Below are 25,786 nucleotides of genomic sequence, written 5' to 3'. Positions count from 1 at the left end.
TTTTTTTAATAAATATAATGGATTAGTGTGAATATTGATAATTCAAAGCTGTTCGGAATGAGTACTTACAGGTAATACTATATGGATTTTAAGGGGATTAATCGATTCAAACCTTTTATATTTGCGGAGAAATAGAAGGCGTGAACATTTATTTTTAATTATGAAAAAGATTATTGTAGCCATAGATGGTTATTCCGGATGTGGAAAGAGCTCTACAGCAAAGGAGGTCGCCAAAGCGTTGGGCTACACATATATTGACTCTGGAGCCATGTACAGAGCCGCTACATTATATTTTATCAACAAGTTTACAGTTTTGACCAACCCAAAGGATGTTCAGAAGGCCTTGGAAGATTTGGAGATATCTTTTCATAAAAATGAAGATACTGGATTTCAGGAGACCTATCTCAATGGTTTGAATGTTGAGCGGAAGATTAGGGAAATGGAAGTTTCCGAAAGGGTAAGTGAAGTGAGTAAAATCAAAGAGGTTCGCGAGGAGTTGGTTGCTCAGCAACAACGTTTGGGTAAACACAAAGGAGTGGTTATGGACGGTAGGGATATTGGTACTGTTGTTTTTCCTGAGGCCGAGTTAAAGGTTTTTATGACAGCTGATTTAAAAATTCGTGCTGAAAGAAGACAAAAGGAATTGCTAGAGAAGGGAGAAATGGTGGAGCTGGACAGGATCATTCAAAATTTATCTGAAAGGGATCTAATTGACTCAAATAGAGAGGAAAGCCCCTTAAGGAAATCTGATGATGCAGTTGAAATAGACACTAGTTTACTGGATTTTCAGGAACAAGTTAACGAAATTGCCAGTCTGGCACAGCAAAGAATGACGGCAGATAACTAATTAATATGATGCAAGTTACAATAGATAAGAATTCAGGTTATTGCTTTGGGGTGGAGTTTGCCATAAAGATGGCTGAAGATGAAATGGAAGAAGCCAATAGCCTTTATTGTCTGGGTGATATTGTCCATAACGATATGGAGGTTAAGCGTTTGAGTGATAAGGGCTTGGTGATCATAGATAGGGAAGAGCTGAAAAATCTATCTGATTGTAAGGTGCTGATCCGCGCGCATGGTGAGCCGCCAGAGACTTATAAATTAGCGATTGAAAATAATATAGAACTGATTGATGCCTCCTGTCCAGTGGTGCTTAAGCTTCAGCATAGGGTGAAGACTGCTTTTGACAAGATGGAAAGAAAGGATGGTCAAATCGTGATATATGGTAAGAAAGGCCATGCCGAGGTGATTGGGTTGACTGGTCAGACCTTAGAAAAGGCAATAGTGGTGATGGAAGATGATGATCTAGAAAAGATTGATTTTTCTAGACCAGTTACTTTGTTCAGTCAGACTACCAAAAGTACCAAAGGTTTTTACGCATTAAAGGAAAAAATTGCCCAACGGATGGCTGATTCGAACCAGACTTTAGAGGAGGTAGATTTTACTGCCAATGATTCGATTTGTCGTCAAGTCTCCAACAGGGAGCCACAGCTTACCCGATTTTCCCAGGAAAATGATGTTATTGTTTTTGTTTCTGGTAAAAAGAGCTCCAATGGCAAGGCCCTTTATCAGGTTTGTAAGTCGCAGAATGAAAGAAGTTATTTTGTAGAAAATGAGCAGGAGCTTGATTCAAGCTGGTTCAATGCAGGCGATAAAGTAGGGATCTGTGGTGCTACATCCACCCCTATGTGGTTGATGGAGCAGGTGATGGATCATATTAATTCCCTCGACCAAGAGGCATGCCCCCAATAACCAAAAAAATAATTTTAGTCAAGACAATATTCCACTTATAAATATTACTAGAATTATCTTCTAATAACTAATGTATTTTATTAGATTTGAGGCGTTTTTCAAAGGACCATATAGTTACAATATAAAATATGTCAAAACTAGTTAAGCTTAAGAAGGGATTTGATATAAAGCTGGCAGGTAAGGCGGAAAAGCAAATTGAAGCATTTCAGCCAGCTCAGACCTTCGCGATTAAGCCTACAGATTTTGTAGGAATGCAGCGTCCAAAAGTTCTTGTCAAAGAGGGGGATACTGTAAAAGCAGGTACGCCGATCTTGTTTGATAAAAAACTTGAAAAGGTACTTTATGCAGCTCCTGTTTCGGGAGAAATCGTGGAAATCAAAAGAGGTGAAAAGCGAAAATTGTTGGAAATCAGGATCATGGCTGACAAGGAAGTTAGTTATGAGGCTTATGACAAATTTTCTGATTCAGATCTCAAATCCTTATCTAAAGAGCAAGCCACTGCCCAAATGCTGAAAGGCGGGGTATGGCCACAGATCATCCAAAGACCATTTGGTGTTGTTGCCAACCCAGATGAAGAGCCAAAAGCTATTTATATTTCAGGTTTTGATTCTCATCCTTTAGCTCCTGATTATGGGGTTTTGTTAAAAGGGCAGGAGAAATTCTTCCAAGCTGGAATTTCAATTTTGAAAAAACTTACTTCAGGACAAGTACACTTGAATTTGGACGCTCAGTCTGAAGTGTCTCCAGCTTATGCTGATGTTCAGGGAGTTCAAGTAAACAAGTTTGAAGGACCACACCCAGCAGGTAATGTAGGTGTTCAGATTCACCATATTGATCCTATCAATAAAGGTGATTTGGTTTGGACAGTAAATCCTTATGGTGTTGTTCAGATTGGTAAACTTTTCCTTGAGGGAATCCTTGATGCATCCAAACTGGTAGCTGTTACTGGTTCTGAAGTGAACAAAGCGGCTTATGTGAAAACATATGTAGGTGCAAATGTTTCTACTTTTGTCAATGGTAATCTGAAATCAGAACATGTGAGAGTGATTTCCGGAAATGTTTTGACTGGAGAAAAAATAGCATCGGATGGTTATGTAGGATATTATCACCATCAGATTACTGTGATCCCTGAGGGAGACTATGAGGAATTCCTAGGATGGATTAAGCCGAGTACAAGTAAATTGAGCTTCAGTAAAGCTTTGGGTTTGTTCTCCTTTTTGAACAAGGGTGAATTTAAAGTGGATACCAATACACATGGTGAAGAAAGGCCATTTGTAGTTTCTGGGGTATTTGAAAAAGTACTTCCTATGGATGTTCTTCCTACCTACCTTTTCAAGGCAATTATTTCAGAAGATTTTGATGAGATGGAAGAGCTTGGACTTTATGAGATAATTGAAGAAGATGTAGCCTTGTGTGAGTTTGTAGATCCTTCCAAGAATGATTTGCAGGAAGTTGTGAGAAATGGGATTGAATTATTAATGTATAGTTAAAATATGAAGGCATTACAAAACTTATTTGATAAGCTAAAGCCGAATTTCGAAAAAGGGGGTAAATGGGAGAAATTTTACACCCTTTATGAAGGACACCGGACAATTGCTTTTGCTCCTGATATTACTACTAAGGCAAAAGGTTCCCAGATCAAAGATGCAGTAGATTTAAAGAGGGTGATGATTACTGTGGTAATCGCCATGATTCCTGCGCTTCTTTTTGGGATATTTAATGTAGGCTACCAGCATTTTATAGCTGTTGGTGAAGAGGCTACATTTATTGATAAGGTGCTTTTCGGAGCAATGGCAGTAGTACCAACACTCATTGTATCTTATGCAATTGGACTATTGACCGAGTTTACCTTTTGTGTGATCAGAAATCACCCTATTAGTGAAGGTTTCTTGGTTACAGGGATGTTGATAGCCTTGGTTATGCCTCCATATATTCCTTTATGGCAAGTTGCTTTGGCTACAATCTTTGCAGTAGTAATCGGTAAAGAAGTATTCGGTGGTACTGGAATGAATATCTTGAACGTAGCGTTGACCGCTAGGGCATTCTTGTATTTCGCTTATCCAGCACAAATATCAGGTGACCAAGTTTGGACTTACCTAGGAGACAAAGCTGCAGTTGATGGCTTCTCTGGTGCTACAGCACTTTCAGTGGCTTTTCAAGCAGGTCAGAGTGGTGAGCCTGTTACTGCTGCATTAGCAGCACATAACAGTTCAATTGGTGATAGTCTTTACAGCTTTGCGAATATGTTCTTAGGATTTATTCCAGGTTCAATAGGTGAAACTTCTGTATTGATGATTCTTTTAGGAGCGGCCGTATTGGTAGGAACTGGTGTTGCAAGCTGGAAAATTATTGTAAGTGGATTTGCAGGAACATATATCATGGGATTGATCATGAATGCTTTTGCTGTAAACGAATACATGGCCATGCCTGCACATTATCATTTGGTAATTGGTGGAGTAGCATTCGGTATTGTATTTATGGCGACTGACCCTGTTTCAGCGGCACAAACAGAATCCGGTAAATGGTTATACGGTTTATTGATTGGTTTCTTGACCGTTATTATCAGGGTGACTAACCCTGCCTATCCAGAGGGAATTATGCTGGCCGTTCTATTGATGAACGTCTTTGCCCCGCTTATTGATTTTTATGTTGTAAAAGCAAACAAGAAAAGGAGGTTACAACGTGCAACAGTCTAATACATATATTATCACGTTTTCGGTAATCCTTACCGTGGTACTTGGCTTTTTATTATCAGGTACTTCTGAATTGTTAGGACCAATTCAGAAGGAAGCTGAAGCCTTGGATACCAAAAAGCAAATTTTAGGCGCTGTAGTGGATGCAGAGAAAATTGCGGCCATGAAGCCAAAGGAGATCAGGGCATACTATGAAAATACCATCTCCTCTAAAGTAGTTAATATCAATGGTGAAGAAGTTTCTGAGCAAGATGGAGTAGCCATTACTGCGGAGGCTGTTGATATCGCTAAGAATTACAAAAAGCCTGCTGAAGAGCGACTTTATCCTGTATATATCTTCCACGAAGAAGGAAATGAAGACAAAGTGCTTTCTTATATCCTTCCGGTATTTGGTGCAGGACTTTGGGATTCTATTTGGGGCTATTTGGCCTTGCAAACTGATTTGAATACCATTGAAGGGGTTACTTTCTCTCACGCAGGTGAAACGCCAGGTTTGGGAGCTAGAATCACTACCAAAGATGTTCAGGGTCGTTTCCAAGGAAAAGAGATCTATAATGAGTCTGGAGATCTTGTTGCTGTGGAAATGCAAAAAGGTGAAGGAAAAGACTATTCTTCTAACCCTCATATGGTGGATGGATTGTCTGGAGCAACCCTTACCGCAAAAGGTGTAAATAATATGCTGACCAACTATTTGAGTGCCTACGAATCTTACCTTAAAAAGGTAAAGGGTAATTCTTAATCAGTCAGTTTTAAAAATATTGTAGAACGTCTCAACATTTATTGAAATGAGCACAGAAACAGCAGAAAAGGTAGAAGTTAAAAAGCCCGCTGAGGCGCTTCTTTCCAAGCGAAGAAAAAAACTGATCAATGATCCTTTGGTAGATGATAACCCGATTACCATACAGGTATTGGGTATCTGTTCGGCACTAGCTGTAACTACACAGATGAAGCCTACTTTTGTAATGGCGCTTTCTGTGGTTTTCGTTATCGTGATGGCCAATCTGACCATCTCTATCATGAGAAATACAATTCCTACCCGTGTTAGGATTATCGTGCAGTTGGCCGTAGTAGCAACTTTGGTTACCTTGGTAAACGAGGTATTGAAAGCTTTTGCTTACGATATGTATAAAGAACTCTCGGTATTCGTAGGTTTGATCATTACCAACTGTATTGTGATGGGTCGTCTTGAGGCCTTTGCAATGGGAAATAAACCTTATGATTCCATTCTAGATGGTTTTGGTAGTGCCCTTGGTTATTCTTGGATTATTTTGGCAGTAGCCTTCTTCCGTGAGCTATGGGGATCAGGAACCGTTTTCGGTATACCTGTATTTGATACGGTTTCTTCATTGTTTGGAGAAGACTTCTCTTTAGCTACCAACGGTTTGATGGTGAGTCCTGTAGGAGCCTTTATTATCCTAGGCTTGATCATCTGGGTACAGCGTACCAAAACAGGTTATGTTGAACATTAAAAATTGCTAAGAAATGGAATTATTTAGCTTAGGAATCCGGTCAATCTTTATTGACAATATGGTATTTGCTTACTTTTTAGGGATGTGCTCTTTCTTGGCCGTTTCTAAAAAAGTAGATACAGCCTTAGGTCTAGGTGCAGCGGTTATCTTCGTATTGACCATTACTGTTCCTTTGAACTGGCTTTTGAATGAATTTGTACTTAAAGAAGGAGCTTTATCTTTCTTGGGTGAATCATTCGCGACGATAGATCTTACTTTCTTGAGGTTTATCATGTTTATTGCCATCATTGCCGCAATGGTACAGTTGGTAGAAATGATTGTAGAGAAATTTGCACCTGCTCTTTATGGTGCTTTGGGTATTTTCCTTCCTTTGATTGCTGTAAACTGTGCGATCCTAGGTGGGTCTCTTTTTATGGCCCAAAGAGACTATACTTTAGCTGAGGCTACCGTATACGGCTTTGGTTCTGGTATTGGTTGGTTATTGGCCATTATTGCTTTGGCTGCTATCAGAGAGAAATTGAAGTATTCAAATGTGCCGAATGGTCTAAAAGGTCTTGGTATCACTATGTTGATTACTGGATTGATGGGTATCGCTTTTATGTCCTTTATGGGGATCGATCTTTAATCAATCAGCAATATATTTAAGCCCTGTCGAAAATTCGACAGGGCTTTTTTTTGGTTTTTATTTATTCAGGCATAGTTTTTATTGCTGTTATCATACCATAAACCTTGTATAATATGTCATTTACTTCTAAACGAATATTGAATTATTTTCTGAAAGGATTGCTTTTTGTAGCGCCTTTGGCACTTACGGTATATATCATTTTTCAAATCGTTAAATTTCTAGACAATCTTTTGCCTATTCCTGTTCCTGGTTTGGGTATTTTGATTGTATTTGCCATGATTACCTTTATTGGTTATTTAGCGAATATATTTATTACCAAACCTATTTTTGAGTTATTGGAAAGGGGACTTTTCAAGATTCCTTTGGTAAATATTATATACACAAGTATTAAGGATTTGATGTCTGCCTTTGTGGGAGATAAGAAAAAATTCAATACTCCTGTGATTGTTCAGCTATCAGATACAATTAGTCGATTAGGTTTTATTACTCAGGATGACTTAGGCATTATTGGTGAAGAAGATCTGGTGGCTATTTATTTGCCCCATTCTTATAATTTCAGTGGTAATTGTTTTTTAGTGCCGCGTAAAAATGTTCGAATATTGGAAAATGCCAATAGTGCAGATGTTATGAAATTTATTGTTTCCGGCGGTGTGTCTGAACTTATTAAAAAGGATTAAAACAAAAAAGGCTCCATTCAGGAGCCTTTTTTGTTTTATATGACAAATTATATTTGTGCTTCAAGTTTTTGAGATAGGACAGCTTTAGGTACAGCGCCTACTTGCTTGTCTACAATTTCACCATTTTTGAAGAATAATAAGGTAGGAATACTTCTAATTCCGAACTTAGATGCTACACCAGGGTTAGAATCAACATCTACTTTTCCTACTACAGCTTTTCCATCATACTCACCAGCAATTTCTTCTACTACTGGTCCAATCATTTTACATGGTCCACACCATTCAGCCCAAAAATCCACTAGGATTGGTTGGTCAGAATTGATGATTTCTTCAAAGTTAGCGTCTGTAATTTCAATTGCTTTTGCCATTATATTGTGTGTTTATAGTTTTTCTGATTTCAAATATAGTATTCTAAAGTATTTTAGGATTCTTTTAGTTCCGCTTTGATGAAAATATTTCTCAAAAGTGCCTTTTAGAGCCCTGAAATGCAATATTTTTTAAATGATTTTATAACTCAACTCGGGGATAGTCTCGAGTTCTTTTATCATATCGAATGAAGGATCAATGGTGTATTTGGTAGACATAAGGTCTACAGCTATCCTTTCCTTTACATCGGTGACATTGATATGCAACTTGGCTTCTCCTTTATATTTAGTGGTGATGGATTCCAGTTTTTCCATTAAATCTAAAGTAAGGTCATCCAAGTTTATATTTATTCTGATGCCTTTTACCATCTTGCTTCTTACCTCATTGAGCAAAATGATATTTCCCACCTTGAATTCCAAGTCTTCCGGATTCCATCTTTTACCTTGAACACTTCCTGTGATATATAAGAACCAGCCTGTCATGAAGTATTCTTTGAATTTGACGTAATCATCACCAAAGAAAAAGAAGGTATGACCACCGTTATAGTCCTCTAATGTCAAAGTACCAAAAGGATTTCCGTTTTTGGTAGTCCTGTGCGCAAAGGATGTAACCACTCCAGCTGCCTTAATGTTTTCACCTTTTGATTTTAGGGCATCAGTATTGGCAAATTCAGACAGTGGCGTGTTCGTGAAGGACTCAAATTCCACTTTGAACTGATCTAAGGGATGTCCGGAAATGTATAACCCGACTACCTCTTTTTCAATATTCAGTTGTTGGAGTTGGCTGAAGGGTTCAATAGGCGTAATGCTTGGCATAGGAACTTCCATTCCTGATCCACCACCAAATAATGATACTTGTGAGCTTTCAGCTTCCTGGGCCTTTTTCTGGGCATATTTTACTGCCTTTTCGATTAAGGTAGCATCATTTTCTGGGCCTTCAAGATACTGTCTTCTATGGTGATCAGGAAAGCAGTCAAATCCACCGGCCATGGCAAGGGATTCCAGTGTCTTTTTGTTGACAGCCCTTAGATTAACTCTCTGGGTAAAATCAAAGATGTTTTTGTATGGTCCATTTTCTTCGCGTTCTTCAATTACTGAGTGAACAGCCGCTCCTCCTGCTCCTTTGATTGCTGCCAGACCAAATCTAATTTGACCTTCTTGGTTTACCGTAAAGCCTTCTTTGGATTCATTGACATCAGGTCCTAATACTTCGATTCCCATTCTCTTACATTCTTCCATGAAAAAGGTGACCTGGGTGATGTCATTCATATTATTGCTCAATACGGAAGCCATGTATTCGGCAGGGTAGTGAGCTTTTAGGTAGGCTGTTTGATAGGCTACCCAAGCATAACAAGTGGAGTGGGATTTGTTAAAGGCATAGGAGGCAAAGGCTTCCCAGTCCTTCCATATTTTTTCTAGTTTGGTTTTGTCATGCCCTTTTTCTGCAGCTTGGTTGACGAATTTAGGTTTCATCTTGTCCAAGACATCCTTCAGCTTCTTACCCATCGCTTTACGAAGCACATCGGCCTCACCTTTGGTGAAGCCAGCCAATTTTTGGGAAAGTAGCATCACCTGTTCCTGGTAAACGGTGATCCCATAGGTTTCCTGAAGGTATTCCTCCATATCGTCCAAGTCATAGGAGATTTCCTCTTCCCCATGCTTCCTCCTAATAAAGCTTGGAATATATTCCAAAGGTCCCGGACGATAAAGGGCGTTCATGGCGATCAAGTCGGCAAAAACCGTTGGCTTAAGTTCCCGCATGTATTTTTGCATACCCGCGGATTCATACTGGAATATACCGACCGTTTCTCCCCTTTGGAATAGCTCATAAGTGGGCATATCATCAATGGGGAAGTTTTCAGGGTCCAGTTCTATGCCATGCCTTTCTTTGACGATCTTTACCGCATCCTTGATTAGGGTTAGGGTCTTTAGCCCCAAGAAGTCCATTTTAAGTAGACCTGCATTTTCTACCACGGAGTTGTCAAACTGCGTGCAGTACATGTCCGAATCCTTGGCCAAGGCCACTGGCACAAAGTTGGTGATATCATCAGGAGTAATGATTACACCGCAGGCGTGAATCCCGGTATTTCTTACGGAACCTTCTAAAATCTTTGCCTGGTTGATGGTTTTGGCCAGATCATCAGCACCCTTGGAAATATTGATCAATTCATAAGCTTTGTCAATATTCTCAGAATTCCCTTTTAGTTTGTCTGATAGCTTAGCTCTGTCACTTGCCAGCCCAAATAAGGCTTTGAGTTTGATGTCCGGTACCAGCTTGGCCAACCTGTCCGCATCAGATAGGGGTAGGTCCAAGGCTCTGGCTGTATCACGAATGGCCGACTTGGCAGCCATGGTACCATAAGTGATGATCTGGGCTACCTGATTGGCACCATATTTTTCGATTACATAATCGATTACCTTCTGACGACCATGGTCATCAAAGTCAATATCGATATCAGGAAGTGATACCCTATCCGGATTAAGGAATCTCTCAAAAAGGAGGTCATACATGATGGGGTCCACATTGGTGATCCCAATGCAATAAGCTACGGCAGAACCGGCTGCAGACCCCCTGCCTGGCCCGACCGAAACGCCCATTTCCCTAGCTGCGGTAGTGAAATCCTGTACAATTAGAAAGTAGCCTGGGTAACCAGTGTTGGCAATAATAGAGAGTTCAAAGTCGAGTCTTTCACGGATTTTATCTGTGATTTCTGGATAACGCTTTTTAGCTCCCTCATAGGTGAGATGGCGGAGATAAGCATTTTCCCCTCTTTTGCCACCATCTTCATCATCCTGAGGATCCTGGAATCGTTCTGGTATATCAAATTTTGGTAGCAATACCTCTCTGGCCAGTTTATACACTTCGATCTTTTCTACGATCTCATTGGTACATTCAATGGCCTCAGGAAGATCAGCGAAGAGCTTTTTCATCTCTTCGGGTGTTTTTATATAGAACTCTTCGTTAGGGAAGCCGTAGCGGAATTCCCTTCCTTTCTTTCCAATATATTTTTTAGGCTTGTCTACCTTTTCACCATCTTTAACGCAAAGTAAAATATCATGGGCCTTGGCATCATTTTTTGTGTTATAGTAGGTGTTGTTTGCAGCAAAATACTTGACATCGTATTTGTTGGCAAAGCGTAATAAAACTTCGTTTACCTTTTCTTCCTCTGGCACTCCGTGGCGATTCAGTTCTACATAGAAGTCATCGCCAAACTGTTCCTTCCACCATACAAAGGCTTCCTCTGCTTGCGTCTCACCAACGTTGAGGATCAAAAATGGAATTTCTCCCCATAATCCTCCAGTAGTAGCAATAATATCACCTTTATATTGTACCAAAAGTTCTTTGTCAATTCTAGGTACATAGTAAAATCCTTGTGTATAGGCATAGGAAGCAAGTTTAGCCAGATTATGGTAACCGGCCTTGTTTTTAGCCAAAAGTACAGCCTGAAAGCCATCATCTTTTTTTGACTTGTCCTGGTGACTTTTACAGATATTAAATTCACAGCCAACGATAGGTTTGATATCATTGGCCATGGCCTCTCTTACGAAATGGAAGGCGGCCATCATATTGCCATGGTCAGTCATGGCTATGGCTGGCATATTGAATTCTTTGGCCCGGGATACCATAGCAGGTATTTCAGATGTGGCCTGAAGAATAGAATACTGGGTATGTACATGTAGGTGACTAAATGGTACGTCCACTAAGTCACGTATATCTGCTTTTCTAGCCTGTTTAAAAACATCCTGGGCGGCCTGTTTTTGTTCATCCTTTGCTGCTGCAAAGTTGGCCGCATCTAATTTTGGAGGCTCATATATTACTTCCTCTACAGTAATCCCTTCAACAGGAGATTGAACATTTGCGCTAATCAGCCCAAAGAAACATTTGGCTGTGGCATCCACATCATAGGCAGCATCGTGGGCATCCTCGAAGCCTACTCCAAAGAGTTTTTGATGTAGCTCAGTAAGTGTAGGCCATTTGAATTTGCCTCCCCTGCCTCCAGGAATGGCACAAAACTCGGTGGAGATGTCCTTGGTGTCCAGTTCCTTTTTCTCCATGAGTTGCATGGGGACATCAGCACGAAGGTATTCTGATCCACAGACATTGATATCAAAACCGATATTGTGTCCTACTAAGTACTCAGCCCTGTCAACATCTTTATGGAAGATTTCAAGCACTTCCTTGAGGTCATGTCCTTCCTTCAATGCCCTGTCGGTGGAAATTCCGTGGACCTTTTCTGCATTATAAGGTATGGTGAAACCTTCTGGCTTTACAATGTAATTATGGTTGGAGATGAGCTTACCCTTTTCATCATGTAGCTGCCAGGCCAACTGAACCAGTCTTGGCCAGTTGTCAAGATCAGTAATGGGGGCATTATAGTCCCGGGGTAAACCTGTGGTCTCGGTATCAAATATAATATACATAGTGCTCCTTGGATTTGGGGAATCTAAATTAAGCCTAATCTTTGGAATCTGCCAGAAAGAGGACGCCAATTGTCATAGAAAATGGGGCTGGAATTATATGTTGAAAAAAGAGAAAATCCGTAGCATTTCTAAGGGTTTGACATAGCTAATATCGGGCTAATGTAAGCAGCATTCTTTTTTATTTGCTAAATTATTAGTAAATTGAAATATAAATTTTAGACGGATATTTTATCATATTTACATCAAAATACAGAAAGTCTTCTCTTCTTTTTAAAGAAATCACTAAATAATTATGGGAAAAACAATTATTGTGTCGAACAGGTTGCCTGTTAGTTTGAGGCATAAGAATGGAAAATTTGAGTTCAAACCCAGCGCCGGTGGTCTAGCAACAGGCCTAGGGTCAATTTACAAGGAAGGAGAGAATATTTGGATTGGATGGCCGGGAAATGATGTGGAAGATCCCGAGCAACGAGCTGAGATCATCATAGAATTGCATGATTTGAAAATGGCCCCTGTGTTCTTGACCAGTGAGGATATAGAGCAGTTTTATGAAGGGTTCAGTAATGAAACACTTTGGCCAGCATTTCACTATTTTACACAAAATATCAACTATGATGAGGATCATTGGGATGCCTATGTGCGGGTGAATGAAAAGTTTTGTGATGCCATTTTGAAAAAGGCCAATCCGGATGATACGATTTGGGTGCACGATTACCAATTATTGCTTTTGCCCCAAATGCTTAGAGAAAAATTGCCAAATGCGACTATAGCATTCTTCCAACACATACCCTTCCCCTCCTATGAGGTGATCAGGATGTTGCCTTGGAGGCGTCAGATACTTTCGGGTATGTGTGGCGCTGACTTGATTGGTTTCCACACCTATGATGATATGAGACACTTTTTGAGTGCTGTAGGGAGAATAATGGGATTATCCAATGAAAGTGGTTATATACAAGCGGAGAATAGGTTGATCAATGTCGATTCATTTCCAATGGGGATTGATTATGAGAAATTTGCTCAGTCTGCCAAATCCAGAAAGACTAAGAATATAGCCAAAAAATTCCTAGGAGTATTGGACGATCAAAAGCTGTTGTTGAGCATTGACCGTCTGGATTATTCCAAGGGTATTCCACAAAGGATCAAGGCGTTTGACAGGTTCTTGTCCGAGAATCCAGATTATCATGGTAAGGTGTCCATGATCATGGTAGTGGTGCCTTCCAGGGCTAAGGTTAAATCATATAAAGACCTTAAGGAGGAAATAGACACCTTGGTGGGAAGGATTAACAGTGATTATTCCACCTTAAACTGGGTACCTATTCATTATTTCTACAGAAGTTTTCCTTTTGAGGAGTTGAGTGCTTTTTATAGCATGTCAGATATTGCTTTGGTAACTCCTTTGAGGGATGGTATGAACCTGGTTTGTAAGGAATTTGTAGCGAGTAAAATCGATAAAAAAGGAACTTTGATCTTGTCCGAAATGGCAGGTGCCAGTAAAGAGTTGCAGGACGCCATATTAGTTAATCCTAATGATAATAAGGGTGTTTCCGATGCCATTAAATTGGCTCTTACCATGGATGAGAAGGAGCAGAAGAACAGGATTGCCTCCATGCAGGATACCATACAGCGATATGATATTTTCCAGTGGGTAAAAGTGTTCATGGGAAGGTTGGATTATGTGAAGAAAAGGCAGCAGGACTTACAGTCCAAGGAGGTAGATGCCGAGGTGATGAATGAACTGCATAATTATTTTCAGGAAGCCAAGAAGCCCATTTTATTCTTGGATTACGATGGTACTTTGGTGGGTTTCAAGAGCAAACCAGAGGATGCATATCCAGATGAGGAATTGAAGAAGTTGGTTGCAAAACTGACCAAGAAATCCCAAGTAGTGATTATAAGTGGTAGGGATAAGGAAACGCTCGGGAAGTGGTTTAAAGGTCAAAAAGTGGACCTTATTGCCGAGCATGGTGTTTGGCTGAAGACCAATGGAGCAAAAGACTGGGAACCCTATGCCGATGTGGATGATAGTTGGAAACCGGATATCCGGTCAGTCATGGAATATTATGTTCAAAGGACTCCAGGGGCCTTTATTGAAGAAAAACACCATTCATTGGTTTGGCATTATCGAAAAGTAGAAAGCGGGCTAGGTGACCTAAGGATGAGAGAGCTGTTCAGCCACCTAAAGTATATGGCCAGGGGGCATAATCTTCAGGTTCTGGAAGGAAATATGGTGCTTGAAATCAAACGACCTGATATCAATAAAGGCAGGGCTGCTACCAGCTTTATGAAGGGAAATGAATATGATTTCACTTTGGCAATAGGTGATGACTGGACAGATGAGGATACTTTCCAAGCCATGCCAAAGGGCTCCTATAGCATCCGGGTAGGTTATAGTTACACCAAAGCCAATTATAATATCAAAAGCCCCAAAGAGGTGAGGTATTTATTGAATAAGTTGACTTGATCCTTTGCATTATAGATCATTGTTTTAAAGTTGTCCCAAAGGAGAGCGCGCTCTTTTGGGACAACTTATTTTTTCGTTTTACGTTTGTCGATTTAGTTGTTCTTTGATTCTCATGTTTTTAACCAATCAGCGTATGAGATTTAATTTAATACTTTTAGCCTCTTGCATCTTATTTTTCCAGTGCCAAGAAAAGAATGAAACAGGGGAAGCGTTACCTGTTATTATCATCGACCACGATAAGAAGGAGGAGTTGTCTTTAAGAGACTTTGCCAGTGATTACAGGGAAATTCCATTGGAGATGACAGAAAAGAGTACCATCAAATACATCAATGACATTGCCGTATCCGATGAGCATCTTTACATAGATGATATATCTAATGGGGTCTTGCAGTTCGATAGGGCAGGAAGGTTTATCAAAATAATTGGTAAAAAGGCCAAGGAAGGGCCAGAGACCTATGTGCAACCGACTTCAATAGCCTTTGATGAGGAAGAAAATGCTGTAATAATTGCGGATACTTATCGCTTCAAACTATACAAATTCAATCTGGAGGGAAGGCTGATTGGTGAGTCAGAAAAATTACCTGCTGTTCCTATTTTTGTTAAAACCTCGAAGGAAGGTTACTGGATGATATCAGAACAGTACACTGGTATTGGAAATAAAAAATATGCATTAGGTGCTGAAGTTTATAGAACTGATAGTGATTTTAAGTTGATCGATAACTTTTCTGCTGACCATCTAGAATTGGAAGGTAAATGGGGTGCTCCAAGGCGTCAGCCATCCTTAATAACTTATTCGGAATACGATTCTCTCAATTACTTTTATAATCCTATTTTACTTCCTTCCCGTGCCTATGTTGGGAAATTTGACCGTGACACCTTGTATCAGGCACAGGAAGATCGTCTTTTACCAAAAGTAAGGTTTGAGTTCTCCAGAGAGGTTTGGGATGGAGAAGAGAAAATTTTCCACATTAGAAATGTAATGGCTTATAAGCAATATTATCTGGTCAGTTATGAATATCGGAGCACTCCCTATTTGTTTATTTATGACAGGTCCACCAAGGAAGGTAAGGTGGTACAGGAGGGATTGACCGTGTCTGGTGTGGATGAAAAATACCAGCCTTTCTCAAAATCCAATGGTCAAATGTACTTGATTGTTCAAAGACCACCGAAACCTGGTGAAGCAGAGCCGAATCCTTCTATTATACTCTTTTAATGTTCTCTCTAATAGGATAGGTTTATAGGGATATCAATAACCGCCAAGAAGCCTTTGCCCGGATGACTTTCTATCATGAATTGGCCTTTAAGCAGCTGGACTTTAGCTTCTATTCCATGCAATCCAAATCCTGAATTTTGGCTTTTGGGCTCCATCCCAATTCCATTGTCTTCCACCGTTATATTCAAACTGTCCAAATGATTGATAAGTTGAAGGTGAAGTGAGCTGGCCTTAGCATGTTTAATGCTGTTATTGACCAATTCCTGACAAATACGGTAGATGGTCAATTCTATTTGTTCGGGTAAGCGTTCTTCCATACCCAATACCTGAAGATGGGCTTCCATTTGGCCGCTTATATTGATTTGTTCAATTAAAGTCTGCAGTGCCGAGGATAATCCGAACCGTCTAAGGGATACAGGTGACATATTATGAGCAATTCTACGAACTTCCTCAATGGCCTCATCCATTTTATTTAAAGTATCCTTATAAAATTCATTATTGGAATCTTTACGTGCTTTTTCTTCTAGGCTGTTAAAGCGCATTTTGATGGTGGAAAGTAAGGAGCCAAGGCTGTCATGGAGGTCTCCCGCGATTCGTTTCCTTTCATCTTCCTGGGTTTGAATGATATCCCTAAGGTGATTGTTTTTTTGATGTTCAATAAGAGAGGAGAGTCTTTCTTTTTCCTCCATCTCTTTTCTGATTTCTTGGTTGAGCGTTAGGGTTTTTTCGTGAGTTCGTGCATTCTCGATGACCATGCCTCCTTGATTGGCAGCAATCCTTATCCATTTGATAATGGGTTCTTGGTAGAGATCTTTAATAAACCGATTTTCCAGATAGACTACCATGGATAAATATCCATTAATATTAATGGGCAAGATCATCATTGAATGTACGGCTTGTTTTCGAAGCTCTTTGACTTCTGAAAAGTTGTTTTCACTTTCTAAGTCGTTAATGATCAATAGGGACTGGGTCCGATGAGCCATTAGCATCAAGCCGTTGGGGCTTTGATTGCCTTCTTCTCCTTGGTGTTTTATTGGTGGTAGCAGGGAATGGGCGGATTGGTCAATCACTTCACCACTTTTTTCGATCCATTGGACAACGGTCTTTGTGGAACCGGAAATCCTTAAAAGCATTACCATTAATTTTTTGGTAAGGGATTTGGGTTCAAGTTCACCGCTCAGTTCCCTTAGGAGGGACTCTATATCCAATTGAGGTATATAAACTTTTTTATCATTGAAGAGGAAAGCATATTGTTGGATTAGTTGTTCCGCTTTTGCCTTTCCTTCCCATTTTTGGTAGGCCTTGACAGCTAATAATAATTCCTCAGATGCTTTATTTCTTTTTCCTAGACCCAATAAATATTTTCCAAATAGCTCATGAGCCAATGCACCCTCATAGTAGTTATTATTGGCCTTTTGTATTGCTTGCTGGAAATTAAAGGTGATGCTGTCCTTTCCGGTATTGTTCAGCCTGCCCCATTCTGCATTCAATAAATAATAAGTTGAAGCATAATTTTCCGGTGCATGTATCTTCCACTTTTCTACTAAATCAAGGATATGGTTTAATTCAGTTAATAAATCAGCTTGAGAAGATTTAGGGTAATTATTCCAATTCTGGCTAATAGAAAGAAAAAGCAATACCAAGTTGGCAGGAACCAGCGGTGATCCTTCTTGTAATTTTTGATTTTTTCGGGCATCCTTTGCGCAGCTAAAGGCTTGGTCATAATGGCCAAAAAGAAAATAATACCTTGCCCAAACATAGTTTCTATAAAAACGCTCTTCTTGGATGGTTAATTTGGCCGCCAGCCAGCTTGGTGGTTGACGGGGAATAGAAAAAAAAGTATTGGCTCCACAAAGGTATTGAATGAGGCTTTTTTGATAATGAGTGATATAGTAGGTCAGCTCCCTGCCTGGATAAGATTCTTCAAACTCATAATCCAAGAGGGATTTGATTGGCTCTCCAGAAAGTAAGTGAAGGTTGAAAAGGTGTGTTTTAAGAATGTAAAGCCCAATGAGATCACCTGATAGCCTCCCCGCCTTCATGCCTTCAACGAGTAAACTTCTACTTTGACGAAAATCTTTTTTCCAAGGCTGGATATAAAAGGCAAATACCCCGTATGCCCTGCAGCGATACTCAAGATCATTTAGCTCTTGGTTAAATTGGAGTCCTTTTTGACCAAATTCATAACCTTTTTCAATGTCCCCAGCAATAATGTTCATTCGGCCATAACTCACATAGCCAATGGCTTTTACCGCAGGATTTTGGCTTCCCTGAGAGCGATGAATAATTTGCAAAGCTGCCCAAGTCATCATTATATCTGAAGTGTGATGCAGCGCCATGCCCCCTACATAAAGTAATTTTAGGATAGCGTTTTGTTTATCAAAAGATATACTGTTTTTATTCAAAGGTTTATGCTTGCCGCTATCAAGGAGGCTTGTCAAAAGTGCTATTTCTTTTTTGAATGCTGATTCTTCTGTTGGCAAGTGTAGCCCCAGTTCAAATAAGATTTCTCCCAGTATTTTAAGTACTTTTCTATATCTACCTAGGTGATTATTAATGGTGATTTTAAGTATGAAGGCTTCAGCCCTTTTTATGGGACCAAGTAAGCGCTCCAAAAGATGGTCAAGAAATACCTCTGCCAAGTCATATTCACCCATATAATACTCGACTTTGGCCCTTTCCATAAATGTTTCCCAATATTTGTCTTTAACACTTTCCCAGGGGAGTTCGTTAAAAAGATCTGCACTGACTTTTAGGAAATGCCTGGCTTGCTCGTGCGCATGGTCTTTCTGCTGGATTTTACCTGCTTCAAGATTAATCTTGGCACATAGCAGGGTTTCTCCCTGTTGCTTTACTTTATTTAGGGCTTGATTGAAGTGCTGGGCAGCAATTACTATTTGGGTATTGTCTAAATTCTCCTGGGTAATGGAAATGGTTTCTTTGGCTATTTTATAATGAATAGTAGATTTTTCCTCCTTCGGAATCCTCTCATAAATCACCTCGGCCATATAGGTTTCAGTGAACTGGGGCTTTCCATCGTAATATTCTGTAAGCCCTGCATCTGTGGTTTCTTGGATAGCAGTTATAAGGTGATTCTCCTCTTTGGAGAGTAAGGCCAATAAGGTTTCTTTTTTGAAATTACTTAGGCAAGACATTATATAAAGCATTTCCAAGCTTGGTTTGGAAAGTTTGTCCAGTCTGCTTGAAAGTATGTTTTGAGAATTTCTGCCTTGATATTGTTGATGGATTTGATCCAAGTCTCCCTGCCAATATCCTTTCTCTTTTTTTATTAGATTGGCGTTTTTTAAACTGTCCAATAATACTTGCAAATAGGATGGGTTACCTGCGCTAAGTTGATGGCAAACTTGGCTCAGCTTAGTGTCAATGGGAGCTTCAAGGACTTCTTCAAGAAAGCGTTGGGTTTCACCTTGACTAAATCCAGACAAGGGAATAATCTCTATGTGTTTATGCTCATATTTTAGGGATTCTATCAATTGGGTGACCCTAAGTGTGTTTTCTTTGGAGTCTCTACTTGCTCCTATCCAAATTAGTTTTTCAGAAGGGAGGTTGATGATCAGGTAGTATAGGAGGTTGGCACTGGAACCGTCCATCCACTGTAGATCATCGGTGAAAAATATCATTGGTTTGTTGAAAAAGTCACTGAGAAATTCAAAGAAGATTTTGAAAAGGCGATAGAGTTGGTTCTCAATTTTTGGATTAGGGGATGATGGAGTTTTTAAGTCTGTTCCCTTCAATAGGTTAAGCTCAGGAATATAGTCATGTAATAGTTGAAAATAGGCGCCTAATTTCTTTCTTAAGCCTAATGAAAATTGATTGAATGTCTCTCTGTCCATCTCATTATAGATTTTCCTAAGAAAATCTGCAATGCCCACTTTTAGCCCGGCATAGGGAATGTTTTTTCTCTGTTGGTGGTGTTTAATATTTAGTATTAAATGCTCGTCGGAGTTGTGTTGTAAGAGGAATTGTTCAATCAAATAGCTTTTTCCTGTTCCTATGGGACCGGTAATAAGGATTCCGCATTGCTTGGTGTTTTTTTCGGAAATCATATGTTGGATGTGCTTTTCCAACTTGCTAAAAAAGTTAAGATGATTAGGGGAAATATGCGTGATGCCTAGAGGGTTAGTTTTCATATTAATTATGCGCCAGACAGCGTAATGATTTATGCCGGATCCATTTTGATAGCGGAAAATATTTCAACCTTCAATTTTTCCTTGCCAAAAGCAATAGGCCAAGATAGGTCAATGCTCCGTTAACTAATAAAATTTCGAAACCAAATTGGTATCCACCAAACCATTTGGCAGAAAAACTATCCAATATATAACTGATCAAAGGAGCTGCAATGCATACAAATGGTACCCAACGGTCTTTTACTTGAAGCTTATTGGAAAGCCCAAAAGCAAAAAGCCCTAAGAGTGGACCATAGGTGAATCCTGCTGCTTTGAATACTGCACTGACTACACTACTGTTATTGAGCAGGTCAAATAAGATGATAATGATGAATATCAGGAATGTAAAACCAATATGCACTCCTAATCGAGTTGGTTTTTGTACTGAATGGCCTTTGGAAGGCAAGTCAAGAATGTCCACGCAAAAGGAGGTGGTCAAAGCTGTCAGGGCAGAGTCAGCACTAGAAAAAGCTGCAGCAATAATCCCCAATAGGAAAGTGATTCCGGCCAAAGTACCAAAATGATTTAAGGCAAGTATGGGGTATAATTCATCTGTGCTTTCAGGAATGGCAATGCCATTTTGTTCAGCAAAATAGTAAAGTAATACTCCCAAGGAAAGAAAGAATAAATTAGAAATAAAAAAGCTTATTGAGAACCAAAAAATGTTTTTCTTGGCTTCTTTTTGATCCTTGCAAGTCAAGTTTTTCTGCATGACATTTTGATCCAAGCCATTCATGGTTATGGTGATAAATACCCCGGCAAAGAACATTTTATAGAAGTTCTTACTCGATAGGGGATCCCATTCAAATATGCTGCTCAAAGGGTTTGCTTTGATTACTCCAAGCAGTTCTACTGTATTTAGTTCCAATTCCTGACTAATAATGATGATACTGATAATTACTGCCAATAAAAGAAAAGTTGTCTGCAAAGTGTCGGTCCAGACAATGGTTTTAATTCCCCCTTTATAGGTATATAGCCAGATGAGTAATGCAGTAGTAAAAACGGTTATGAAAAAAGGGATATTGAAGGCATCAAAAAAGGCGATTTGCAATACGGTGGCCGCCAGGAATAGTCTGAATGAAGCGCCAATGGTTTGAGAAACCAAAAATATCACTGAACCTGATAAGTAGGAATTGTGCCCAAATCGGCCCTTTAAGTATTCATAGATTGAAATCAATTTCAGTTTATAGAACAAAGGGATAAGGATCAAAGCGATGACGGCATAGCCAAGCATGTTTCCCATCACAAATTGCAGGTAATTCCATGAGGAGTTTCCCACTTCTCCAGGAACCGAAATGAATGTGACTCCTGATAATGAGGCACCGACCATTCCGAAAGCCACTAAATACCAGGGCGATTGCCGGTTGGCAGTATAAAAAGTTAAATCGTCGGTTTTTCTTGAAGTCAGGTAACTTATGAATAATAAAAGAAGAAAATAAGCTGCGATTACAATAAATACCAGACTTTGGCTCATGTTTAAGGTGTTTTGATGGTTTTCCTTTTCCCCTTAGTAATTATTTCAAGAGGAAGTGAGGCTGTACTTTCGTTGTGAAGTCGGTCCACAGCTGTGATACAATAGGTGTATTTGCTGCGTTTTTTTATTTCATTATCCTGCCAAGATTGTAAGGGATAGACGTCTTTTTGAACGATTCCAACAATATTGTTAGGATTGGAAATATCAATCGCTTCACCTTCTTCGAATCTGTAAATTACAAAATAACTTATATCTCCATTCAAATTAGCCTTCCAATTTAATGTGATTCCCTTATCTGGACTGCCCTTTGCGTGGATGGTTTCAGGGGAGAGAGGAGCTGTATTGTCCATCCATGGCATTATTGGTGGTAGGGCTGGGCTTGTATATGCTCTTGCCAGTTGTGAATTGACATTTTCTTTATTGCCAGCAATGGTTCTGGCACTGAAAAACATGCTTCCTTTTACTTCAGGGAAAGTCCTATTATATTCTATTTGGTTGACAATCTCGTTTTTGTCTTCCCAACCTTTTTGTCCCACTCTATAGATCCCTTGGCCAATATATATATGTCTTCCGTAATTGTTCTCCGCCCACCACTCTACCAATGTTTTGTATTCAGCCAACTCAAAACCGATATGCCAGTAAATTTGTGGCGTGATATAATCAAGCCATCCTTCCCTCAGCCATTTGAGTACATCGGCATAGAGGTCGTCATAATTGGTTTGCCCTGCTTGGGTATCTGATCCTTTTGGGTCTTTGCTTTTGTTTCTCCAAACCCCAAAAGGACTGATGCCAAATTTCATAAAAGGCTTTTCTTTTTTGATCCTCTTGGAAAGCTCTTCTACAAAATAGTCGACATTATTCCTCCTCCAATCTTCAATATCATCAAATCGCTGACCATATTTAGCAAAGGAGCTACTATCAGGAAATACCTCGTTGGCTATTTTATATGGATAAAAATAGTCGTCAAAATGAACAGCATCCATATCATAGTGTTTCACCACCTCAATAATGGATTGTAAGACAAACTCTTGGGCTTTTGGTATGCCCGGATCATAATACCATTTCCCTCCATATTGGACAAACCAATCAGGGTGTTGGACCAGCGGATGTTCTGCTGAAGGAACAAAATCTTTTTTATTGGAAGCCCTGTATGGATTGAACCAACCGTGGAACTCCAATCCCCGCTTTTTAGCTTCCTGAATCATAAAGCTTAAAGGGTTATAATACGGTTCAGGTGCTTTTCCTTGCTTGCCAGTAAGGTAGGCAGACCAAGGCTCATAACTTGAAGGGTAGAAGGTGTCAGCAGTAGGGCGAATTTGCATAATGATGGCATTCATACCCGCAGCTTTTAGGGTGTCCAATAAGGCGATATATTCAGCTTTTTGTTGTGCAGCAGGCAATCCTTTCTTACTTGGCCAATCTATATTTTCTACACTGGCAATCCATGCAGCGCGAAGTTCTCTTTTAGGGGCTTGCTGTGCATAGGCCTCAAAAATACTTGTTAAGGACAATAATAATGCAGACAGTAAACAGGTGATTTTTCCTAATGCTGGCATCATGGAAATTGTTTAATAGTTATTGATTTTGATAAGCTTCAATGGCCTTTTTTACGGAACCATGCTTGTTTAGTAATGAATTGGCCGCGCTATAGTCTAAGCTGGGGATTTCTTCCATGACCATTTTGGTGCCTCTGTCTACAAGCTTATTATTGCTCAGCTGCATATTGACCATTTTATTGCCTTTTACTTTTCCCAATTTTATCATGAGACTAGTGCTGATCATATTGAGTACCAATTTTTGGGCAGTACCTGCTTTCATTCTGGTACTCCCTGTGACAAATTCAGGTCCTACTTCTACTTCAATAGGAAAATGGGCTGGCTGAGATATAGCTGCGTTTTTATTGCAACTGATACTCCCGGTGACCAAACCGTTTTCTAGGGCTGCTTTTAAGCCGCCTAAGACATAAGGGGTTCTTCCTGAAGCGGCAATTCCTATCAAGATATCCTTGCTGTTGATTTGGTGCTTCTCTAGATCCTTCCATGCCTGATCAGGATCGTCTTCAGCTCCTTCTACCGCTGTTCGGATGGCTGAGTCACCTCCGGCAATGAGTCCAACTACCAAATTGGGTGAAGCGCCATAAGTAGGAGGTATTTCAGACGCATCCAAGATTCCAAGCCTGCCTGAGGTACCTGCTCCAATATAGAACAGTCTTCCTCCATTTTGAAGGCTTTTTACAGCTGCATCCACTAAATGCTCAATTTGTGGTATCACCTTATCCACCGCTTTAGCAACTTTTCGGTCCTCTTGGTTGATGCTTTTAAGTAATTCCCCTGTGGACATTTCCTCTAAATTATCATAAAGAGAGGATGACTCTGTGGTATAGATTGTTGGACGTGTCATTATCGATTATTTGATTGCAGGTACTGTTTGGCAGTGGTATTTTACCAATCCGTTCATGGGATGCTGTACAATGTTTTTGATTTTAATGCCGTATTCCTCTGCCACTTCATGCAGGAAATCACTAAAATGGTAAGCAATGGAGCCGGTAAAGGCAATTGATGAAGACATGTTTTTTGCTCCATAGGGAAGAACATAGAATTCAAAGAATTGCCGGAAATTATCTTTGATGATTCTTTGGCAAGATGGGTTGTCGGAGTGTTTGAGCAGAAAAGGTGTAAATGAAGCTAAAAAGCGATTGGCTTGTGGTTTATTATAGATTTTATCCAAAATCTGCCTGGTGTCCATGTCAAAGGTAGAATGGAAGTCCGCAATGATTACCGGGTCAAGTTTTTTCTGCAGGACCTGAGCTATCAAGTCTTTGCAAAGAACCGTCCCGCTTCCCCAGTCAGCCAAGATGAAGCCCAAAGAAGGAACATTTTCTATGATATGCTTACCATCATATACACAGGAATTTGCTCCTGTGCCGAGAATACAGGTGATGCCATGTTGGTCTTGCAATAAGCTTCTAGCAGCTCCTAATATATCTCCATATACTTCGGTTGGATATTTTACCGGTAGCACTGATTCAATGGCTGATTTCATCTGCTCCACTTTTGCAGGAAGTCCGCAACCTGCTCCGTAAAAGATGACTTTGTCTATGTTTGAGGCCTCAGGAAGAATTTCATTGTGAATTATTCCAGCGATTTCTGCTTCTGATAAAAAGTAAGGGTTAAGCCCCTTACATTGCACCGAATTCAGGGTATGGCCCTCGTCATCCACTAGTCTCCAGTCGGTTTTGGTTGATCCACTATCAGCAATTAATAGCATATTCTCAAGTTTTATTTGCAATGGGTGATTTACTCCAACTTATGGTATCACTTATGATACAAAGATGTTTTTATTTGGGGCCTTAGGCATCCCTGAAAATAGGGATTTAATACAATCACTGTATTATCCTTCCTAAAGGTATTTTCTGTACAGATTGTGAAGGATTCTCAAGTCATTATCGTCCAAGTCACTGTCAAGGTTCTTTTGAATGAAATGAATTTTAAAGGCTCTGATGGCTGATGTATAGTCACTCACATCATAGCCAATGATGCGGAGTGCTTCTTTTGGGTTAAAATGGCTGGGAACTGGCTCCAACATTATCTCCTTGGATATATATTGGCCATTTTTATCAGGAATTCCTATTTCTGTGACCATATGAGTATCATACCAGAGTCCATATCCTTCCTCGGCCAGTTTTTGCCAGGGAAAGTGGGCACTAGGATCAACTTTTCTGGCTGGGGCAATGTCAGCATGGCCAATGAAATTAGCTGTAGGGATATTATAATCGTTTTTAAGTCGCTTTAACAAGCTTAATAAACTTTCTATTTGCGCTGTAGTGAATGGCTCTGATCCATTATTATCCAATTCAATGCCTATAGAAGAACTATTTAGGTCCGTATCATGTCCCCATTTACCTCGGCCCGCATGCCAAGATCTTAGGTAATCATTGAGCATTTGTACAATGGTACCATCTTTACTGACCACATAGTGAGAACTCACTTGGGTACGAGGCAAAGTAAATGTTCTAATTGTTTGTTCAAGAGAGTCTTGTGCAGTATGGTGGATGATGACAAAGTTAGGCCTTCTTATACTGAAGTTGGTAGTGCCCACCCACAGATCGGTGACATTGGTCGTGTCGCCCTCTTCACCTGCTTTAGGTATTTCAAGAATATTTTGTGTGGCAGCTTCTACCTTTTTTTTATGTTGTTTGTTGATGGACTTATAAGGGTTGGGGGTGCAGGCAAATGAAAGGCATGCAAGGATCAAAATAAGACCAAGACAATGAATTAGTTTCATTAAGCATTCGGGTTTCGTGGTGATTAAGCTCAAAATAGACAATTTTGAACTGAATAAGTAATCAAGCTACAAATATCAAAATAAAATATTTGCTAAAAATCCCTGAAAAAAGGGATTTGAGAGGTGAGGTATTATTGGGGAGAATGAATGAAAATAATATTCAT

At 39.8% G+C, this 25,786-nt stretch carries 18 protein-coding genes; 10 read left to right on the top strand and 8 right to left on the bottom strand.

Features of this window, described 5'->3' with window-relative positions:
• Positions 1-160: 160 nt before the first annotated feature.
• The 8 genes from cmk (at position 161) to H7U17_RS14990 (ending at position 7,216) form a co-directional block, all read left to right on the top strand.
• A complete protein-coding gene (gene cmk, locus H7U17_RS15025; RefSeq protein ID WP_186757570.1) occupies positions 161-847 on the top strand; it encodes a (d)CMP kinase in 687 nt (228 codons plus the stop codon).
• A gap of 8 nt (positions 848-855) precedes the next feature.
• Entirely contained in the window at positions 856-1,752 is an 897-nt protein-coding gene (locus tag H7U17_RS15020; RefSeq protein WP_186757715.1) for a 4-hydroxy-3-methylbut-2-enyl diphosphate reductase, read from the top strand.
• A 128-nt stretch (positions 1,753-1,880) separates the two neighbouring features.
• Entirely contained in the window at positions 1,881-3,242 is a 1,362-nt protein-coding gene (locus H7U17_RS15015) for a Na(+)-translocating NADH-quinone reductase subunit A (RefSeq protein ID WP_186757569.1), read from the top strand.
• A 3-nt stretch (positions 3,243-3,245) separates the two neighbouring features.
• Complete coding sequence (locus H7U17_RS15010) at positions 3,246-4,448, top strand: NADH:ubiquinone reductase (Na(+)-transporting) subunit B (RefSeq protein ID WP_186757568.1); 1,203 nt, start codon at positions 3,246-3,248, stop codon at positions 4,446-4,448.
• Positions 4,435-5,184 carry an NADH:ubiquinone reductase (Na(+)-transporting) subunit C gene (gene nqrC / locus H7U17_RS15005; protein WP_186757567.1) on the top strand — a complete coding sequence of 250 codons (750 nt, stop codon included), beginning with the start codon at positions 4,435-4,437 and terminating at the stop codon, positions 5,182-5,184. The genes H7U17_RS15010 and nqrC overlap by 14 nt, the downstream gene beginning before the upstream one ends.
• A 46-nt stretch (positions 5,185-5,230) precedes the next feature.
• Positions 5,231-5,914 carry an NADH:ubiquinone reductase (Na(+)-transporting) subunit D gene (locus H7U17_RS15000; protein ID WP_186757566.1) on the top strand — a complete coding sequence of 228 codons (684 nt, stop codon included), beginning with the start codon at positions 5,231-5,233 and terminating at the stop codon, positions 5,912-5,914.
• 13 nt (positions 5,915-5,927) lie between these two features.
• On the top strand, positions 5,928-6,539 hold the full coding sequence (gene nqrE, locus H7U17_RS14995) for an NADH:ubiquinone reductase (Na(+)-transporting) subunit E (RefSeq protein WP_186757565.1): 612 nt from the start codon (positions 5,928-5,930) through the stop codon (positions 6,537-6,539).
• 113 nt (positions 6,540-6,652) lie between these two features.
• Entirely contained in the window at positions 6,653-7,216 is a 564-nt protein-coding gene (locus H7U17_RS14990) for a DUF502 domain-containing protein (RefSeq protein WP_186757564.1), read from the top strand.
• A gap of 47 nt (positions 7,217-7,263) precedes the next feature.
• Here H7U17_RS14990 and trxA read toward each other — a convergent pair whose 3' ends face one another.
• Positions 7,264-7,584 (bottom strand): thioredoxin, encoded by a 321-nt coding sequence (gene trxA / locus H7U17_RS14985; RefSeq protein ID WP_186757563.1) that lies wholly within the window; start codon positions 7,582-7,584, stop codon positions 7,264-7,266.
• A 129-nt stretch (positions 7,585-7,713) separates the two neighbouring features.
• Positions 7,714-12,003, bottom strand: a complete 4,290-nt coding sequence (dnaE, locus tag H7U17_RS14980; protein WP_186757562.1) for a DNA polymerase III subunit alpha — start codon at positions 12,001-12,003, stop codon at positions 7,714-7,716.
• Between the two features lie 292 nt (positions 12,004-12,295).
• Here dnaE and H7U17_RS14975 point away from each other — a divergent pair, with 292 nt between their 5' ends.
• Both H7U17_RS14975 and H7U17_RS14970 read left to right on the top strand, forming a co-directional pair.
• Complete coding sequence (locus H7U17_RS14975; RefSeq protein WP_186757561.1) at positions 12,296-14,464, top strand: bifunctional alpha,alpha-trehalose-phosphate synthase (UDP-forming)/trehalose-phosphatase; 2,169 nt, start codon at positions 12,296-12,298, stop codon at positions 14,462-14,464.
• A gap of 133 nt (positions 14,465-14,597) precedes the next feature.
• The gene (locus tag H7U17_RS14970; protein ID WP_186757560.1) at positions 14,598-15,677 is read left to right on the top strand and encodes a 6-bladed beta-propeller; all 1,080 of its coding nucleotides are present in this window, start codon (positions 14,598-14,600) and stop codon (positions 15,675-15,677) included.
• A gap of 8 nt (positions 15,678-15,685) precedes the next feature.
• On the opposite strand, the gene H7U17_RS14965 is transcribed toward H7U17_RS14970, so the two are convergent.
• From H7U17_RS14965 to H7U17_RS14940, 6 genes are all read right to left on the bottom strand, one after another.
• A complete protein-coding gene (locus tag H7U17_RS14965) occupies positions 15,686-19,828 on the bottom strand; it encodes an AAA family ATPase (RefSeq protein WP_186757559.1) in 4,143 nt (1,380 codons plus the stop codon).
• A gap of 70 nt (positions 19,829-19,898) precedes the next feature.
• Positions 19,899-21,338, bottom strand: a complete 1,440-nt coding sequence (locus H7U17_RS14960; RefSeq protein ID WP_186757558.1) for a sodium:solute symporter — start codon at positions 21,336-21,338, stop codon at positions 19,899-19,901.
• A 2-nt stretch (positions 21,339-21,340) separates the two neighbouring features.
• Positions 21,341-22,897, bottom strand: coding sequence for a glycoside hydrolase family 10 protein (locus H7U17_RS14955; RefSeq protein WP_230981442.1), 1,557 nt, complete (start codon positions 22,895-22,897; stop codon positions 21,341-21,343).
• Positions 22,898-22,913: 16 nt separating this feature from the next.
• Positions 22,914-23,738, bottom strand: a complete 825-nt coding sequence (gene murQ / locus H7U17_RS14950; RefSeq protein WP_186757557.1) for an N-acetylmuramic acid 6-phosphate etherase — start codon at positions 23,736-23,738, stop codon at positions 22,914-22,916.
• Positions 23,739-23,744: 6 nt separating this feature from the next.
• Positions 23,745-24,605, bottom strand: a complete 861-nt coding sequence (locus tag H7U17_RS14945) for a BadF/BadG/BcrA/BcrD ATPase family protein (RefSeq protein ID WP_186757556.1) — start codon at positions 24,603-24,605, stop codon at positions 23,745-23,747.
• A 132-nt stretch (positions 24,606-24,737) separates the two neighbouring features.
• Positions 24,738-25,622: an N-acetylmuramoyl-L-alanine amidase gene (locus H7U17_RS14940; RefSeq protein WP_186757555.1), complete on the bottom strand. Its 885-nt coding sequence runs from the start codon at positions 25,620-25,622 to the stop codon at positions 24,738-24,740.
• Positions 25,623-25,786: the final 164 nt, after the last annotated feature.

The sequence above is a fragment of the Echinicola salinicaeni genome (genome assembly GCF_014280965.1).
GTDB classification, from domain to species: domain Bacteria; phylum Bacteroidota; class Bacteroidia; order Cytophagales; family Cyclobacteriaceae; genus Echinicola; species Echinicola salinicaeni.
Note: the sequence above shows the minus strand (reverse complement) of the source record. Positions and strands in the feature narration are given on the sequence as shown.